Origin of the sequence: Leptogranulimonas caecicola (assembly GCF_023168405.1) — a bacterium.
Taxonomy (GTDB): domain Bacteria; phylum Actinomycetota; class Coriobacteriia; order Coriobacteriales; family Atopobiaceae; genus Leptogranulimonas; species Leptogranulimonas caecicola.
The window spans coordinates 1004552-1022550 of record NZ_AP025285.1; the positions used below are offsets into that span (position 1 = coordinate 1004552).

General features: G+C 57.9%; 15 protein-coding genes. 4 read left to right on the forward strand and 11 right to left on the reverse strand.

Features of this window, described 5'->3' with window-relative positions; translation table 11 throughout:
- Positions 1–44 precede the first annotated feature (44 nt).
- The 3 genes from OR601_RS04405 (at position 45) to OR601_RS04415 (ending at position 4081) form a co-directional block, all read left to right on the forward strand.
- A complete protein-coding gene (locus OR601_RS04405; protein ID WP_136012710.1) occupies positions 45–989 on the forward strand; it encodes an Mrp/NBP35 family ATP-binding protein in 945 nt (314 codons plus the stop codon).
- The gene (locus tag OR601_RS04410) at positions 990–2300 is read left to right on the forward strand and encodes an NAD(P)/FAD-dependent oxidoreductase (protein ID WP_265591151.1); all 1311 of its coding nucleotides are present in this window, start codon (positions 990–992) and stop codon (positions 2298–2300) included.
- A gap of 98 nt (positions 2301–2398) precedes the next feature.
- Positions 2399–4081, forward strand: a complete 1683-nt coding sequence (locus OR601_RS04415; protein ID WP_265591152.1) for an NAD(P)/FAD-dependent oxidoreductase — start codon at positions 2399–2401, stop codon at positions 4079–4081.
- A 7-nt stretch (positions 4082–4088) separates the two neighbouring features.
- Here OR601_RS04415 and OR601_RS04420 read toward each other — a convergent pair whose 3' ends face one another.
- The 7 genes from OR601_RS04420 to pepT all read right to left on the reverse strand — a co-directional run bounded on the left by OR601_RS04420 (position 4089) and on the right by pepT (position 11785).
- Positions 4089–4400: a PTS sugar transporter subunit IIB gene (locus OR601_RS04420; protein WP_136012707.1), complete on the reverse strand. Its 312-nt coding sequence runs from the start codon at positions 4398–4400 to the stop codon at positions 4089–4091.
- A gap of 171 nt (positions 4401–4571) precedes the next feature.
- Complete coding sequence (uvrB, locus tag OR601_RS04425; protein WP_323373065.1) at positions 4572–6845, reverse strand: excinuclease ABC subunit UvrB; 2274 nt, start codon at positions 6843–6845, stop codon at positions 4572–4574.
- A 69-nt stretch (positions 6846–6914) separates the two neighbouring features.
- Positions 6915–8060: a lytic transglycosylase domain-containing protein gene (locus OR601_RS04430; RefSeq protein WP_265591153.1), complete on the reverse strand. Its 1146-nt coding sequence runs from the start codon at positions 8058–8060 to the stop codon at positions 6915–6917.
- The gene (locus OR601_RS04435) at positions 8057–8827 is read right to left on the reverse strand and encodes a dephospho-CoA kinase (protein WP_265591154.1); all 771 of its coding nucleotides are present in this window, start codon (positions 8825–8827) and stop codon (positions 8057–8059) included. The genes OR601_RS04430 and OR601_RS04435 overlap by 4 nt, the downstream gene beginning before the upstream one ends.
- On the reverse strand, positions 8828–9238 hold the full coding sequence (locus tag OR601_RS04440) for a zinc ribbon domain-containing protein (protein ID WP_136012705.1): 411 nt from the start codon (positions 9236–9238) through the stop codon (positions 8828–8830).
- Between the two features lie 206 nt (positions 9239–9444).
- Positions 9445–10488, reverse strand: a complete 1044-nt coding sequence (locus OR601_RS04445; RefSeq protein ID WP_167604323.1) for a M42 family metallopeptidase — start codon at positions 10486–10488, stop codon at positions 9445–9447.
- A gap of 52 nt (positions 10489–10540) precedes the next feature.
- On the reverse strand, positions 10541–11785 hold the full coding sequence (pepT, locus tag OR601_RS04450) for a peptidase T (protein ID WP_265591155.1): 1245 nt from the start codon (positions 11783–11785) through the stop codon (positions 10541–10543).
- 278 nt (positions 11786–12063) lie between these two features.
- Here pepT and OR601_RS04455 point away from each other — a divergent pair, with 278 nt between their 5' ends.
- Entirely contained in the window at positions 12064–13638 is a 1575-nt protein-coding gene (locus OR601_RS04455; RefSeq protein WP_265591156.1) for an ABC transporter substrate-binding protein, read from the forward strand.
- A 127-nt stretch (positions 13639–13765) separates the two neighbouring features.
- Here OR601_RS04455 and OR601_RS04460 read toward each other — a convergent pair whose 3' ends face one another.
- From OR601_RS04460 to OR601_RS04475, 4 genes are read right to left on the reverse strand one after another with little or no spacing between them, the layout of a single operon-like run.
- Entirely contained in the window at positions 13766–14815 is a 1050-nt protein-coding gene (locus OR601_RS04460) for an ABC transporter ATP-binding protein (protein ID WP_265591158.1), read from the reverse strand.
- A 6-nt stretch (positions 14816–14821) separates the two neighbouring features.
- Entirely contained in the window at positions 14822–15844 is a 1023-nt protein-coding gene (locus tag OR601_RS04465; protein WP_265591159.1) for an ABC transporter ATP-binding protein, read from the reverse strand.
- Between the two features lie 13 nt (positions 15845–15857).
- Positions 15858–16982, reverse strand: a complete 1125-nt coding sequence (locus OR601_RS04470; RefSeq protein WP_265591160.1) for an ABC transporter permease — start codon at positions 16980–16982, stop codon at positions 15858–15860.
- On the reverse strand, positions 16982–17917 hold the full coding sequence (locus tag OR601_RS04475) for an ABC transporter permease (RefSeq protein ID WP_136012699.1): 936 nt from the start codon (positions 17915–17917) through the stop codon (positions 16982–16984). Before OR601_RS04475 ends, OR601_RS04470 begins: the two co-directional genes overlap by 1 nt.
- Between the last annotated feature and the right edge of the window lie 82 nt (positions 17918–17999).

A 17999-nucleotide genomic window follows, 5' to 3' on the forward strand; every position in this document is an offset into this window, starting at 1 on the left:
CCATAGCTAAAAAGGCGTCAGATTGCGAGTACGAAAGGAGTCCCATGGCTTGCAAAACCCGGGATGCGGGTTCAAAGGATGCTCCCAAATCGCCTCAGGTATTCGATTCCAACGACCTCTCCGAGGTGGGTCATGTCATAGGTGTAGTCTCTGGCAAAGGCGGCGTAGGAAAATCGCTGGTGAGCTGCTCTTTGGCCATCGGGCTTGCGCGTGCCGGCTACAAAGTAGGCATCTTGGATGCCGACATCACTGGCCCCTCTGTGCCGCACATGATGGGGCTCGATGATGAGCGCCTCATGTCTTTGGGAAATCTTTTTTTGCCCTCCATCGCATCTGTGCCTGGAACTGAGGGCGTCAAGGTCATGAGTGCCAACCTGCTTTTGGCTCGCAAAGACGACCCCGTCCTTTGGCGTGGGCCAGTCCTTGCAGGGGCGCTCAAGCAGTTTTGGAGCGACACTTCCTGGGGTCCCATTGACTACCTCATTGTAGACATGCCTCCAGGAACCGGCGACGTGGCTCTCACGGTCTATCAGTCGCTGCCTATCGATGGCGTGGTCATTGTGACCAGCCCCCAAGACCTGGTTTCCATGATCGTGGGCAAAGCGGTCAAGATGGCTGCCAAGATGGGCGTAGGCGTGTTGGGCATCACCGAGAACCTCTCCTACGTGGTCTGTCCCACCGATGGCACCCGCATCGACATCTTTGGTCCTTCCCACCTGAAGCGCGACGCAGAGCTGGCCGGTGTGCCCGCCCTCGATCGCTTGCCCATAGAGCCGGCGTTGGCTGCCGCGTGCGACGCTGGCCAGCTCGCAGAATCCCTGCCTGAGGGATATCTGGCTGCCACGATCCAACGCGTAATCGATCTAGACACCAACCCTGCTCAGGTGCCTTCTATCGAGGCTATGAACGCACGTGCCGATGCCCTAGGCATGCCCCACACCCCCGCAGATCCCACGGATTCCTACGACGCCACCCCCGAGGAGATTTAAATGGCCAAGGGCTCTGCCAAGAAGCAACGCAAGTTTGCCCAAGCTCAGGCGCGAAAACTCGCCGCTTCCCAAGCGGTACCCAGCTCCTGTGACGTGCTTCTCGTAGGAGCGGGTGCCTCAGGGCTTCTCTGCGCCCTTGAAGCATCTTCTTTGGCTGCCGAGAAAAGCATCCTTCTCATGGAGGCCAAGCCCATCTTAGGCGCGCCCATTCTGGCCACAGGCAATGGTCGTTGCAACTTTTGTCATGAGCCCTTGGAATCCTCTGCCTACAACCATCCTTCCTGGATGGAAGAGTTTTTCTCGGCAGCAGCGAGGCTGTGGCCCAAGTCCACGCCCAGTGAGCTGGTACAGGATTACTTTGGCGAGCTAGGGCTTTTGTCCACCAGCCATGAGGGGAGGCTCTATCCCCGCAGCTTGGTAGCCGCATCGGTACGAGATCTGCTGTTAGCGCAGCTAGAGGCTTCCACGGTAAAGGTTGCCACCCTGCGAGATGTGGTGGCCGTCGAGCCTTGCGAGCAGGGTTTTTGCGTGCGCTATCAGGAGCGGTTCCGGGAAGACCCTTTGGCTCCAGAGGGGTGGGCACGGCGCAGCCTTCATGCTCGCCGTGTCGTATTGGCCACTGGCGGAGATACCTTGAGCGCCATAGAGGGCCTCGATCTGCCTTTGGTACCCTGTGAGCCTGTGCTTTGTCCTGTAGAGATCGAGACAGAGCTGTGCCAACGGTTGGACGGCCATAGGGCCAAGGCTCGTGTGAGAGCCTACAGCCCTTGTTCAGAACCGCTTTTTGACGAATACGGCGAGGTTCTTTTTAGGTCCTCGGACTCCTCTCAAAAGGGGGTGCTTTCGGGCATCGTGGCGTACAACCTTTCGCGTCTGGTAACTCCAGGTGACTCAGTGGTGCTCGACCTTTTGCCAGAATGCACCCACGAGCAGGTGGCAGCCCTGCTTATGCGCGGGGGCTCCTACAACCCCCGTCATCTGGACGGCGCCCTAGACCCTGCTGTCGCCCACGCACTGCTTCCACAGGCAATCGATGACGACGGCGCTGCGACGTTGTTTTCCGCGGTGGAAGCGGTTAAATCTGCCACCTTTTGCGTGAGCGGCAAAGCCTTTGTCCAATCTGCCCAGGTGAGTCGAGGGGGATTGAGCCTAGATGCGCTCACCCTCCCATCTTTAGAAGTAAGCGCCTATCCAGGCCTCTATGCGCTTGGCGAGGCGCTGGACATCGACGGGGCCTGTGGAGGCTACAATCTGGGTTTTGCCTGGCTCTCTGGACTCGTCTGTGGCCACGCATTGGCGCAGAAGGACTAAGCGCGAACAGGTAGCGAGGTGCGGGTTTCTCGGCCAAAGGGCAAAGGGCTTCTCAGAAGTCACGGACTCATGGCTTTGCAGACACAAAAGGAGCGTTCATGTTAGAGATTGCCAATGTCATCGTGCCCGTGAGCTCGATTCCTGAGGCAAGCCAGGAGGCCCGTGTGGTGCAGGAAGCAGTGCGGCGTAGGCTTCATCTGGCGCCTGATGCGATGGCAGGCATCGAGATCCGTCGGCGCTCCATCGATGCGCGCAAGGGCCATTCGGTGAAGTTTGTCTACACTGTGCGCTTTGCGTTGCGGGCAGCAGAATCCGGAGAGCAGGCGTTGTTGCGCAAGCTTGCTCGTCAAAGGAAGGCTCCTCAGGTGCAGGTCGCCTTGGATAGTCCAGAAGAGCTCCCCTCCTATGAAGGGGCGGCCCCAGATGATCGCCCCCTGGTCGTGGGCGCCGGCTGTGCGGGACTTTTTTGCGCGTGGACGCTGGCTCGTCAGGGCTTGGCCCCCATCCTTATCGAACAAGGCGACGACGTGGTGCGCCGCCGCGAAGCCATCGACTGTTTCAATGAGACCGGTCAGCTGAACACGCGCTCGAACATCCAGTTTGGGCTGGGTGGGGCGGGCACCTTCTCTGATGGCAAGCTCACTACCCGCACCCATGGGGCCCATCACGACCTCATTATGGAAACGCTCGTTGAGGCAGGCGCAAGCCCTGAAATCTTGGTTGACGCTATGCCTCACATAGGGTCCGACGTGCTGCCGCAGGTGGTATCCACCCTTATTGAGCAGATCAAAGCCTGGGGTGGGCAGGTTCGTTACCGCTGCAAGCTGGAGGAACTGGTCTTGGAAGGGTCTGGCGACCATCGTCGGATTGCTGGTGCGCGAGTAATGCAGTCGCAGGCTCCCAAGGCCCAGGGTGTCGAGCTTCCGCCTCGCCCAGAAGAGATCAAAACCAGTCGAGTGATCATAGCTTGCGGGCACTCAGCCAGGGATGTCTTTGAAATGGCCCAAGCGCTTCAGGTGCCCCTGGAGCCCAAGACCTTCTCCATGGGCGTGCGCATCGAGCATCTCCAGCGCGAAGTGGACCTTTGCCAGTACGGGGAAGAAGCCCAAAGCCCGCTTTTAGGGCCTGCCAGCTACAAGCTGGTGGCCAAAACCTCCACCGGACGGCGTGCCTACAGCTTTTGCATGTGCCCTGGCGGCTATGTGGTAGCCGCTGCCAGCGAGGCCTTTGGCGTAGTCACCAATGGCATGAGCCTGGCTGCCAGGGATGGCATCAATGCCAATGCAGGCCTTCTGGTCAATGTCTATCCCAAAGACTTGGATCCTCAAGATCCATTGGCAGGAGTGGCCCTGCAGCGTCGTTGCGAGCAGGCGGCCTACGAGACAGGCGGCGGGGCGTTTAAGGCTCCCGCGCAACTGGTGGGCGACTTTTTAGAGAAGCGCCCCTCCTCGGGCCCAGGCACTGTCGCACCCACATATCCTCGAGGAGTCACCTGGGGATCAATCGACGGACTTTTGCCTGGATACATCACCTGTACCCTCAGAGAGGCCCTGCCGATTATGGGCAGAAAGCTTCGCTGCTTTAAAGACCCAGAGGCGGTGCTCACCGGCGTGGAGTCACGCTCCTCATCGCCTATACGCCTCTGCCGAGGCCAAGACTTCCAAAGCCTTGGGATTCGCGGCCTCTACCCCATTGGAGAAGGTGCGGGCTATGCTGGCGGCATCATGAGTGCGGCGGTGGACGGCGTCAACTGCGCAGTCGCCATCCTGAAAGAGGGTTAGCCGACTGTTACCAGCGATTATTCAAACGACGCTCCACAAAAGCACGCAGCTGGGAGAACTCCTCTGCCTGCCCAATGCCTGTCAGAAATGCCACGCCATTGAACACCGGCATGGTGCGCGAGGGGGTCTCAGTGCTCACTACAGAGATATAGGCGTCGGCTCCGCGCAGGGCGCTTCGAAGCTCTGTGATGGGCACTGCCTCTACCTGCACGTCTTCTGGGCTATAGCCACACTCTGCCAACAGGTAACGCACCTTGCTTGCCACTGTTTGGGAAGTAGCGGCGCCCGAGCCGCAGGCAACCACAATCCTTACTGTCATGAGCCCTCCATCCTGCTATGGACGCAAAGCCCACAAGCCAATGAGAAACCAACCTATGATAGCAGGCTTCCACTCCCCTAACCTCGGCGTTGGCCGTCGAGGCGGCCGGATTTTAGAGAGCTCGCACTGGTGTGGCGCCCCTTCTAGCCTTGCCGAGAAACCCGCACATCGCTATTTAGGATTTCTACGGCCTCCCAAGCGCTTGCGAGAGGCGTGGGACGACCCTTTGCGGGCTCCAGAGCGCAGACGGGCGATGACCGCTTCTTCGTCAGTGCCGTCCAAGGCTCCTCGAATCTCGATGATCTGATCCCTCAAAGCTGCAGCCCGCTCAAAGTCGTAGGCTTCGCTGGCCGCTTTCATCTCCTCTTCCAGAGAGGCAAGCACGGCGTCGGCCTCTGCACGTGGCAGCTCGGAGAGCTCATGGGCCACCTGCTGTGCGGTAGTGGGGCCTTGGTTATGAGGAGAGCTTGCTGGAGTGTAAAACTCCCCATGGCCCAGCTCGTCGCCGTTGTAGCCATGATGGCGGCTGCGTTTGTCCAGGTTCTCTGTAGCCTCTTCGATAAAGCCTGAGATGTCATTGATAGTCTTTCGCACCGTCTGGGGCACTATGCCATGCTCCTGGTTATAGGCTTGCTGGATCCGGCGGCGGCGCTCGGTCTCTGTGATGGCTTCCCGCATGGAGTCGGTAATGGTATCGGCATACATGATCACCTGGCCATCGGCGTTGCGTGCAGCCCTGCCCATAGTTTGGATAAGGGAGCGGCGGTTGCGCAGGAAGCCTTCCTTATCGGCATCGAGAATGGCCACCAGGGACACCTCGGGGATATCCAAACCCTCGCGCAAAAGATTGATGCCCACCAGCACGTCGATCTTGCCCTGGCGCAGGTTGCGCACGATCTCCACGCGGTCCAGAGTAGCGGTGTCCGAGTGCATGTAGTTCACGCGGATGCCCTGGTCAAGCAGGTGGTCAGTGAGGTCTTCTGCCATGCGCTTGGTGAGCGTGGTTACCAGCACGCGCTCTTTGCGGGCCACTCGATCGCGAATCTCAGAGGTCAGGTCATCGATCTGGCCGCGGATGGGGCGCACGTCCACCTTTGGGTCCAAAAGCCCGGTGGGCCTGATGATCATCTCTACGTCTTGTTGGGAGACAGATTCCTCATAGTCGCCCGGAGTGGCAGACACATAGACGAACTGGCCAATGCGCTCCTCAAACTCGTCAAAGCGTAAGGGGCGGTTGTCCAAGGCAGACGGCAGGCGGAACCCATGCTCCACCAAGGTGACCTTGCGAGAGCGGTCGCCTTCGTGCATGCCGCGGATCTGAGGGACCGTCACATGGCTCTCGTCGATGATGCACACCATGTCTTTGGGAAAGTAATCGATAAGGGTGTAAGGAGGCTGTCCCGGAGCGCGGCCGTCCAGATGGCGCGAGTAGTTCTCGATGCCATTGCAAAAGCCCATGGTCTCAAGCATCTCAAGATCGTAGTCGGTGCGCTGAGCCAAGCGCTGGGCCTCCAGCAGCTTGTCGGCGCTCTTGAGCTCTGCCACACGGGCTTCCAGCTCATCGGAGATGGTCTTCAAGGCATTGTTGATCTTGGGGCGCTCGGTGACATAGTGGGAGGCAGGCCAAATGGGCACGGCATCTAGCTCGCGGATGACCTCGCCGGTAAGCTCGTCGATCTCTGCGATGAGCTCCACTTCATCGCCAAAGAACTCGATGCGAAGGGGATGCTCGGCATAGGGCGGAAAGACATCCACCGTGTCGCCACGCACGCGAAACATGCCGCGGGCCAGATCCAAGTCATTGCGGTCGTACTGCACGTTGAGCAGCTCGCGAATAAAATCGTCGCGCTCCAATGGCTCGTCTTTGGTGACGTTGGGGGCCAGGCCTGCGTAATCTTCTGGGGAGCCGATGCCGTAGATGCAGCTCACCGAGGCCACCACAATGGTATCCCGGCGAGACAGCAGGTTGGCAGTGGCCTGATGGCGAAGCTTCTCCACCTCCTCGTTGATGGAGGCGTCTTTCTCGATATAGGTGTCGCTCTGGGGAACATAGGCCTCAGGCTGATAATAGTCGTAGTAAGACACAAAGTAGACCACTGCGTTGTCTGGGAACATCTCCCGCATCTCTGCGGCCACCTGGGCGGCCAGCGTCTTATTAGGCTCCAAAATGAGCGCCGGCCTGTTCACCGCTTCGATGGTCTTTGCCATGGTATAGGTCTTGCCAGAACCCGTCACGCCCATCAAGGTTTGATAGCGCAGGCCCTCGTCAAGGCCCGCTTTAAGCTTGGCGATGGCTTGCGGTTGGTCGCCGGCCGGCTCATAGGGCATCACTACTTTGAATTGGGAATCGTCCTGCTCGCGCCCAAAGCGGCGCAGCTGGGCGCCTACCTGATGAGCGGGATCAAACGATGAGGCTGCGCCTTGGGCAGAGGTCTCTTGTGCCACAGGATCGCTCCTAAAAAAACTGGCTTCCTATATCTGTAATGCCTTAACTTCCCTCGCGTGGCAGGGCTTTTAAGGCTGGCTGCCGTCATCTTGAAGCCCTTGAGGATAGAGCTCCCTATAATGGTCTAAGGCAGACTGCACCTTTTCCAGATAGATGCGTGTCTCTGGATACTGGATGGCATCCGAGAAGCTGTCGCCCTCCCCTTCCCAACCTGAGACGGCGTTGGGGCCCGCATTGTAAGAGGCAATGGCGCGCTCCTCAGAGCCGGTGGCCTTCATGAGCGATGCCAGATAGGCGGTGCCATAGGCGATATTGGTCTCGGGATCCATGAGGTCTGTGGGATCGTAACGAGAGCTATCCACATAGCCTCTACGTGCCAGATCGCGTGCAGTCTCGGGCATCACTTGCATAAGTCCTTGAGCCCCCACCGAACTCTCAGCATTGGGCACCCAATTGGACTCCGCCTTGATCACCGATGCCACCAGCGTAGGATCGATGCCGTAGCGCTCGGCCTGGGCCGTGATTTGCTGGGCATAATGCACAGGATAGAGCCAGTGGCGAAGTGTGGCACCCGAGAGATGGCTTAGCGCCACAGAGGCCACCGCCATCACCACAAGACAGAGGATGGGCAGAGTGCGGAACCAGCGCCAAAAGCGGAGCCTCTTGGCAGCCAAAGGCTCTCGTTGCCGAGAAACGCTTCCCTTCGCGATCCCATAGCCCTCATAGGCGCTGGCACTCTTAGGCGGCCTGCCAAAAGGGCCGTGCGCGCTGGTTTGGGATGCGTGTTGGCCAAAGGCGTCGCGGTTGTCCAGAGCATTGCGCGCCACCTCTGCTCGAGCAACATCCACCGCTGGGGACGCCTGATGAGAGACTGGCGTTGACGGATCTACGTGAGGGCGGCCATGAGATGAAGCCCCATAGCCCATGAGGGAAGTGTCCACTACCGTGGCATCGGTTGGAGCGGGAGGGCTTCCCGCGTTGATCATAGAGGTAGCGTCCAAGGTTTCCGGCGCGCGTACCAGCTGGGTGGCATCGGCGTCGGCAAGAACAGTTGGCTGCTCTGACATCATTTGAGTGGTGTCAGCGTTCTCTTGCGGGTGAGATGGCGGCGCCTCTCGGCGAGGAAGGTCCTCCCAGCCGTCCACCTCTTTTGAGAGATAGGGGTTTTCGCCTTGAGGAGTCCAAGGGTGGGTAGTGTGTGGCTGATCGCTCATCCCTGAGACTCCTCCTTTTCTGCATCTATTCTTTCGCAAGAAATTGTAACCTCTCCCCCATGAGATGCCTCAGGAAGGCAGGCATCACAGGATGATTCTTGAGGCTTTGTAAGCTTTGCTGTGTGCGCATCCTCCTGAAGCCAGTGCTCGTACCACTGGGTTACTCGAGATTCCAGTTGGGCTGCGGTGCCATCGTTTTCGATGATGTCTGTGGCCGCAGAGGCGCACCACTCGTCTGTGGGCTGATGGGCGATTCGCTCATCGAAGTCCTTGGGATCCATGCCGCGGGCCTGAGCCAGATGGCGACGGCGTTCAAGAGGCGTACGCACATAGACGATGGCGTCGGCCAGTGGCATGAGGTCCTGAAGCCTGTCTGGCAGCGGCACCTCCACCACCATGACGTCAGGTCCTGGGACCGAGCAGCTCACTGGCGTCAAAAGATCGGCCAAATGGGCTTTGATATAGGGCATTTCGATGGATTCCAGGCGCTGGGTGTCCTCTGAGCTGCCAAAGGCACAGCGAGCCAGTGCCGCCCGGTTGATGGAGGGCGCGTAGTCTTGTGAGCCCTCTCCTCTCCAGGAGGCAGGATCATCCAAAATTTGCGAGCCAAAAGCCTCTACCAGCTCTGCCACACAATCGGGCTCTCTGGAGAGCACCGCGCGAGAGACCTGGTCCAAGTCAATGCGCTCTGCCCCCAAAGCAGCCAATGTGGCGCCTGCCAGTGATTTTCCAGAGGCCGTTCCGCCTATTAAGAATAGAACTCTCATCTAAGCCTTGCCTTCGAAGGTGGTATGACAGCGGCGGCAACGCACCCGCACCTTGCCTTTGCCGCGAGGCACGCGGGCTTTCTGGCCGCAGGAAGGGCAGGTGAGATAGGCATAGGCCCTGTGGTCCTTGAAGGTAGCCACCGGAGCCGACACCCAGGGGCGCAAAGGCCCCAGCTTGCTCATGAAGGCCTCGTTTTCCCGCGCCCGCGCCGCCACATCTTTAGAGGCAATACGGTACCAGGCGTAGCCAATAAGCACGAGGGCAATCAACGAGATCCACCAATGCGGCCAAATCACGTAGATCACGATGAGGATCAGCGCCGTGTTGGAGCAAAGCCGCGCAATGTCGTCTGTGCCGTTGCGCCCCGCCATCCACTGAGTAAGCCTGTCTTGCCAAGAACCGTTCGCCATGAGCCCTCCTTGCATCATCTGTTGTTCTCAAGGGTTCATGCCCAACTCACCAGAAAGACTAGCAGCGCTCGCGGCTCCCTCATAAAAAGACGAGCCTTTGGCTTTTAAGCCTCTAGCTCGTCCTTTGCACTTGCTCGTCTTTCCTGCCGAGAAACCCCTGCCTTCCAGGCCTCACCATCCAAGCGAGCCTTGAAAACTCTTAGAGGCTAGCAGGACATGATAAAGGCCTCGGTGACCTTCTGGAGCTTCTCCATGGCATCGATATGGGTGATCTCGCGGCCGTGACTGTTGCGCGTCAAGGGACCCATGGCCGCCGCAGCCACATTGTTGGATGCGATGGTCGATCCCATGGCGTCAGTGGAATACCTCAGGCATGCCTGGACCTCAGGACGCTCGCCCAAGGCCGTCACGCCTGCGTGGATGAGCGCATTGGTGAGATCCCAGTCATAGGGACCATGATAGTCATCTGCGATAACCGCCACGTCATGCTCGGTACCCGGGTAGTCCGGGCCCATAAGGGCGATGTCCAGGGATATGTAGCTCTCGACGTCATCAGGCAGGTAGGTGCCCCCAAAGCCCACCTCCTCGTAATAGGGGAACGCGAAGAGGATGTCGCAGGCAGGAACGACGGGTTTCTCGGCAAGCCATTTGAGAACCCCCAAGAGCACTGCGACACATGCTTTGTCGTCTATGAAGCGGCTTAGGATGAAGCCGTTGTCGTGAATCTCCAGATGGGGGTCGAAGGCCACCACGGCGCCGGGTGTGATGTCTAGGGCACGCGCCTCGTCGGCGTTGGTGACGTCTTCCAACAGGTGGACACGGATGGTCTCATCATCGCGCTTGCGCTCCTTGGCGTCTGCCCAGGCGTGGACCGAATGGTGGTCAAGCTCGATGACGCCTTGCACCATGGTATCGAAGCGCGTGTAGACGCGGCAGCTCACGCCCTCCAAAGCGGCGTAGTTGAGCCCGCCCAGCTGACGCACGCGCAGGGTGCCGTCATCCTCGATGCCGGAGATGGCCATGCCGATGGTATCCAGATGCGCTCCCAAGCATACGGTGCGGGAGCGGTCCTTGCCTGCCACTCGCACATAGAAGGTATGTTTGCGGTCATGGAAGCCATGATATCCCATGGCTTCCACCAGCTCCTCCATCACCGGCTGCATGAGCTTGTAGTAGCCCACCGGCGAGTCGCAGGCGATGAGCTTGGCCATAGTCTCAAGCAGATAGTCTTTGTCGGCTTCAAAAATCACAGCGGATCCCCCATCTCTCACTAGCCGGGTCTTCATCTAACCCAAAGCCTTTTTACAAAGCCTGTTGTGCAAAACGCCTGCCCAGTGCCTCCAGCACGTCCACCATGGCGCAAAGATCGTGCACCGGCACAAACTCCAGCGGGCCATGGGCATTGTAATAACCGCTGGATATATTGGGGCAAGGAAGGCCCCTGAAGGTGAGCTGCGAGCCATCGGTACCGCCGCGCATGGCGATGACATGAGGTGTCACCCCGCAGTCCTCATAGGCTTGAAGCATCACGTCTACAAGCTCAGGGGTCTTCTCGATCTCTTCTCCCATATTGCGGTAGACATCCTCGAAGGCAAGCTTGAGGGTGCCTTCTCCAAAGAGCTCGTCGATATAGGCGGCTGCTGCCTCCATCTGATGCTTTCTCTTCTCAAACTTGGCCGGGTCATGGTCGCGCACCCCATAGGTCGCCTGGGCTTGCTCGACATTCCCCTGGCAAGAGACCAGCAAGAAGAAGCCCTCGCGCCCCTCGGTATACTCTGGGCGCTCAGGAGCGGGCAAAAGCCTATGAAACGCCATGAGCACCTCCAGAGCGTTCACCAGGCGGCCCTTGGCCGTTCCCGGATGCACCGAGCACCCGGTCGCAGTCACTGTAGCCGTAGCCGCATTGAATGTCTCGTATGCGCATTCTCCAAGCGGACCTGCGTCCAGAGTATAGCCATAGGCAGCCCCGAAGGAATCCAAGTCAAGAAGGGCTGCGCCATGGCCGATCTCCTCATCGGGCACAAACGCCACCGCCAACGGCGGATGCGGAATGTCTGGATGCTCCTTGAGCCTCTCCAGATACCCAAAGATCTCAGCGACGCCTGCTTTGTCGTCGCCTCCTAGAAGGGAGGTGCCGTCGCTGGTGACGATCTCCTGGCCGACAAACGCCTCCAACTCCGGGTTGAACTCAGATGTGAGCTGGATTTTCTTGCCTTCCTGCTTGCAGAGCACCAAAGGCTTTCCCTCATAGAGGCGCAACTGAGGATGGACCGGATCGCCTTTAGCTTGCCAGGCGGTGTCCAGATGGGCGATCAGGCCCAGGCAAGGGGCCTGCTCAAGGCCAAGGCTCGAGGGCCAGTGGGCGATGACGTAGGCGTGGTCGTCCCGACACACATCAAGCGCGCCTAGTGCCAAAAGGTCTTCTTCGAGCACCTGGGCCATGATGTGCTGGGAGGAAGTCGAGGGCACCTTGTCTGAGGAAGCGGGATTTGATTGCGATGGAATAGCGCAATACCGCATAAAACGCTCTGTTATGTCCTCAGCCATAAAGGCGCGCCCCTTTCGAAGAAGGTTACAGCTCCAAATATCATTATGGTCGCCTTGAGCTGAACGGTCGCTGACTCCCCCACTTTGTCACCTCGATGAAATGAGCGTTTCTTATGAGTTGCATCATTGACTTGTAATTGGAAGCTCCCTAAAAAGAATAAAAATCCTTCAATGAGGTAGGTTTATAGGGATCCCTGTTGACTGTTAACGGCACGAAAGAGCGGCAGATCGGATCGTGCCTCAGATCAATGGACCACTGTGGCTTTGAAAGGAGCCTTATGTCTCTTACTACTACTCGTCGAGGCTTCATCAAGGGCGGCGCCGGTCTCTCGTTGGCTGCGGCAGCCAGTCTTTATATGGCTGGATGCTCCGGCCCCGCAGGCGAAGGCAAGGTGCTTCGCTATGGCTGCGCCAATCCCAAGGTGTCGCTGGACTTGCAAACCAACACTTCCAATGAGATTGGCGTGGCAGAGTCCATCTGCGAGCCCCTCATTCGCTTCAACGAGAAGCTCGAGATGGAGCCGGTGTTGCTCACCAAGATGCCGGAAATCTCTGCGGATGGCCTCACCTATACCTTTGAGCTCAAAGACAAGCTTCCGGTCCATGATGGCTCCAACCTCACCGCCAATGACGTGAAGTTCACCTTCACCCGCATGTTCTTGCCTTCTACCAAAAACCCCTCCACCAACGTCTATGACACCATCGTGGGCGCCAAAGACGTCATGGATGGCAAGACGGAGGAGCTTGCGGGCCTTACCGTCCAAGACGACACCCACTTCACCATAGTGCTGGAGAGCGTCCAGGCGATCTTCCTGCCCATGCTCACCGAGTTTTACGCCCTCATCTACCCCGAGGCCGCCTGCAAAGCCGCCGGCGACTCCTGGGGGACCGGCACCAATTTTGTGGGCACCGGCCCCTTCAAGCTCACTGCCGAGAGTCCTACAGGCCTCACCTTGGAGACCTTCGCCGACTACCACGGCGGCCCTGCCAAGATCGACGGTATCGAAGTGAGCTATGTAGACGATCCCAACACTTTGGTAATGAACTACAAAGCCGGACAGATCGATCTGTGCAACCTCGCCCCTTCCCTCTACGACCAGTATGTAGACGACGAGGAAGTGGCTGGCTCCATCGTGGCCTACACCCCTGCCAGCACTCGCTTTGTGAACCTCAACCTTCATGAGGACATGTTTAAGGATCCTCGCGTTCGACAGGCCCTCTCCTTGGCCATCAATCGCGACGAATTGGTAAACACCGTGCTCCAAGGCGCCTCCACTGCCTGCTCGCAGTTTTGCGCGCCTGGCGAGGAGGGCCATGACGACTCGCTTGAGACCCTTGCCTTCGATCCCGATAAGGCCAAAGCGTTGCTAGCTGATGCCGGCGTGTCAAACCTGGCCTTTGACTTTCCTGTACGCTCTCGCGACGAAGTGGTGGCCACTGCCCTGCAGGAGTATTGGCGAAACATTGGCGTCACCGCCAACATATCCATCATGGATGACGGCATGTGGGTTGACCAGCGCGCTGCCGGCGCCCTCCCCTGCACCCTCATCACTTGGACTACCCTCTGCTGGATTGGCGCCGAGCACATGCGCTCGTTCTTCTACTCATCCAAGGCTTCCCAGCGAAGCTCGTTCTACGATTCTCCCACCTTTGATTCGCTGGTGGATGAGGCTGAGGCCACCATGGACGCCGCCAAGCGCACCGATCTTACGCTGCAGGCAGACAACCAGTTGGTAAACGTCGACTTTGGCACCATTCCTGTGGACTGGCCTCAGACCCCTTATCTTAAAGATGAGGACTTCTCTGGCATCTACCGCGTCTACGACTTCAAGTTCACCAATCAGCTGGCCTAGAAGTCCAGCTCCACTACCCAGATACAGCTACAGGGGCCTTTCCTTTGAGGGAAAAGGCCCCTGTTTTTATGGATGGGTTTCTCGGCAAGCCTCATGGGTGCTTCTGAAGAAGCTTGAGGACAATGTCTTAGAGCTGGGCGGCCTCTGCAGAGTTGATGGCCACGGGTTCCTTTTGGTCGGGGGCAAGGCCCTTGTCGAAGAGGTGGCAGGCGACAATATGGCCGGGCTCGGCCTCGAGCTCTTGGGGCTCTTGGGTGAGGCATACCTTCATGCACTGAGGACAGCGGGTATGGAAGCAGCAGCCCTTAGGAGGATTGGCAGGGCTTGGCACGTCACCCTGAAGGATGCGCTTATCTTGGATGCGACCAGGTCCGATTTTGGGAACCACGTCGAGGAGCGCCTGGGTATAGGGATGGAGCGGTTTTGCAAAAAGCTGGTCTTTGGAGGCCTTTTCCATCATATGGCCCAGATACATGACCATGACGTTGTCGGAGATGTGCTTTACCACCGAGAGATCATGGGAGATGAAGATGTAAGCCAAGCCCAGGCGGTCTTGGAGCTCCTCAAGCAAGTTGATAACTTTGGCTTGGACGGAGACGTCCAAGGCTGAGACAGGCTCGTCGCAGATGACGATCTCGGGCTCTAGGACAATGGCACGGGCAATGCCGATGCGCTGGCGCTGGCCGCCAGAAAACTCGTGGGGATAGCGGGAGCGATAGGAAAGGTCGAGGCCCACCGCCTCCATGATCTCGTCCACGCGGCGGTTCCGCTCCTCTTTGGTCTTGTAGGTCTTGGCGATGTCGATGGGCTCGGCAATGATGTCTGCCACCGTCATGCGAGGATTCAAAGAGCTATAGGGGTCCTGGAAGATGAGCTTGAGCTTTTTGCGAGCTTCTGTGAGCTCATTGCCTTTAAGCTGGGTGAACTCCTGGCCATCCAGCATCACAGAGCCAGAGGTGGGCTCGGTGAGACGCAAGACGCACTTGCCGCAAGTGGATTTGCCGCAGCCGGATTCGCCCACAATGGCGAAGGTCTCGCCACGATGAACGTCGAAGGAAACGTTTTCCAATGCGTGGACTACAGACTCAGAAGTGCCAAAGACGCCCTTCTTGATGGGATAGTGCTTGGTCAAGCCGCGCACTTTTAGAACTATGTCTTTCTCGTCAAAGGAAGCCATGGCTTTTTACGCCTCCTTCCAGGCATCGGTATACATCCAACAAGCTACCTGGTGGTTCTCGTCGCCCTCAACCGGAGTGAAGCGGGGGCACTGTTTGGTGCAGATGCCTTTGGCATGAGGGCAGCGAGGATGGAAGAGACATCCCGAAGGAAGGTCTGAGAGCATAGGCACATTGCCAGGTATGGCATAGAGCTCGCCACTAGAGGACTCCATAGAGGGAATGGAGTCGATGAGGCCTTGGGTATAGGGATGCGCCGGATGCTTGAAGAGCACTGGGGAACGGGTGTATTCCACTTGGCGGCCTGCATACATGACCAAAACCCAATCAGCCATCTCGGAGACTACACCCATGTCATGGGTGATGAGCATGACGGCAGTGTTTGTCTCCTCGCGCATCTTGTCGATGAGCTGGAGCACCTGGGCCTGAATGGTGACGTCCAAAGCGGTGGTGGGCTCGTCGCAGATGAGCATGGCAGGGCTGCAAGCGAGAGCCATAGCGATCATGATGCGCTGGCGCATGCCGCCAGAGAGCTCAAAGGGATAGCTGTGGGCGACCTTCTCGGGAGCAGGAATGCCCACGAATTTGATCATCTCAAGAGCGCGCTCATCAGCCTCTTGCTTGGACATCTCCTTGTTGTGCACCAGGAGTCCCTCGGCGATCTGCTTGCCACAGAGCATCACGGGGTTAAGCGAGGTCATAGGCTCTTGGAAGATCATGGAGATGGCGTTGCCGCGATAGCTGCGCATCTGCTCTTCGCTGAGCTGCACCAAGTCAGTGCCCTCAAAGCGTATGGCGCCGCCCACGATCTTTGCAGGAGGCTTGGGAATGAGATTCATGATGGAGAGGGCGGTCATGGATTTGCCGCAACCAGACTCCCCCACCACGGCTAACGTCTCTCCACGGCGCATCACAAAGGAGAGGTTCTGGATGCAGGGAAGCTCGCCTGCATCGGTGAAAAGAGTGACGCAGAGGTCATTCACCTCTAAGAGGTTCTCGCCCTGCGCGCCTCGCAAAGTGCTTTCTGCCACAGATCCTCCCTCCTTAGGAACGCAGCTTGGGGTCAAGGGCGTCACGCATGGCGTCGCCCAACAGATTGAAAGCCATTACCGTGATGATGATGGCAATACCAGGAATCACAGAGAAATAGGTAGAACTTTGAATATAAGGCTGAGAAGCGCTAATCATCTGACCCCAGCTGGACATGGGAGGCTGCACGCCCAAACCCAGGAAGGAAAGGGATGCCTCGCTCATAATGGCACCGGGAATGCCCAAGGTAGCCATAACGATGATGGTTGAAACGCAGTTGGGCAGCAGATGGCGCATGATAATACGCAGAGGCTTTCCTCCAGAGATGATGCACGCCTGGATATACTCTGACCCCTTGAGGCGCTTAACGTCTCCACGCACCAATCGTGCCATAGAAGTCCAGCCCAAAAGCCCCAGTGCTACATAGAGGTTGGCAAGGCCCGGGCCCATAACGAACATGACAATAATGGCGAAGAGCAGGAAGGGGAAGCTGGAAAAGACTTGGATGATAAAGGAGATCACCGAGTCGACTTTGCCACCAAAGTAACCTGCAGCCACACCGGCGAAGAAGCCGATGGCCAATGCCAGAAGCTGAGAGACCACGCCTACAGAAAGAGATACGCGGCATCCGTAGATCACACGGGAGAACAGATCGCGCCCGTAATTGTCGGTGCCAAACCAGTGCTCCGCCGAGGGCGGCTGCAACATGGCTTGGAGGTTTTGGGTGTCTGGATCATAGGGTGCCAGAAGCGGGGCGCAGAGGGCAATGAGCACCAGCAGGCATACCACCACGAGGCATACCATGCCCAGCTTGTCCTTACGGAAGATATTCCAGGAGACGGCCCAGTAGTTTTGAGCGACTTTCTTCTTTTTGCCGTGGGCCTCTGCCTTGAGAGAGGCGTCTAGGTTTTGGCGCGAGATTTCTGCGGAAAGCTTCTCGGCTTTTTGACGCTTGGTCTCAGGCACCCGATCGATATCGGGGTTAGCGTCATCAAGCATCTCAGGATAGCTTTCGCTATTGATGGGATTGGTCTCAGAGTTATAGCCATCGAACGAGCTGGGGGGCACGGCGACACCGTTATCCTCTAGCACTTCTTTATCTATGGCCTCTTCGAACTTCTTTGGATCATTGACGCTCATCAGTTTGCTCCCTCCTCTCCCAGACGAATGCGGGGATCGACCACGGCATAGAGCACGTCTACTACGAAATAGACCACCACGCAGATAAGGGCGATGTACATCACGCCGCCCTGAATGAGAGGAAGGTCGCGAGCATTGATGGCATCCAGCATCATCTTGCCCATGCCCGGCATCGAGAAGATAGACTCGATGAGTATAGAGCCAGTGAAGATATCGCCGAGCTGGGTGCCGGCAATGGTAATGATGGGAATCAATGCGTTGCGCATGGCATGGCGGATCACGATGACCCAGTAGGCCAGACCTTTGGCCTCCGCCGTCCTCATGAAGTCTTGGGAGAGCACCTCCAGCATGGAGGTGCGGGTCACGCGAGCGATGGATGCCGCATAGCGCACTCCCAATGCCACTGTGGGTAGCACAAAGTAGACAGGCGTTTTGATGCCTGAGAGCGGGAACAGGTGTAGATGCAGGGCAAAGATGATCTGCAAAATGATGGCCACCCAAAACACCGGCGCCGAGATGCCAAAGATGGAAAGGCTCATGAGGGTTTTATCCACCCAGGTACCGCGTTTGGCAGCAGACACCACGCCTATAATGAGGCCCAACACAAGGGCGAACACATAGGCAGCAAGTGCCAGGGCTGCCGTCACTTGGAAAGCCTGGCCCATAAGCATGCCCACAGGTTTGCGCTGGGTATAGGAGCTTCCAAAATCTCCGGTGAGCATTCCTCCAAGCCAGGAGAAGTACTGCTCCACTACGGGACGATCAAGACCCATATTATGACGTACAGTCTCGATGGTAGCCTCGTCCGCCATATCGCCCATCATGATGCGCACTGGGTCGCCAGGCACAATGTTGAGCATAAAGAAGGTAATGGCGGAGATGCACAGGATAATGCCAATGGCCTGCAGCAGGCGCTTGACCAAGTAATCCCGCATGGTTCTCCTTCCCCCATGGAAAACAAGCCGGGCGCCGAAACCTGTGGGATCGGCACCCGGCCTGCAACGTTGGAGCTCAGAC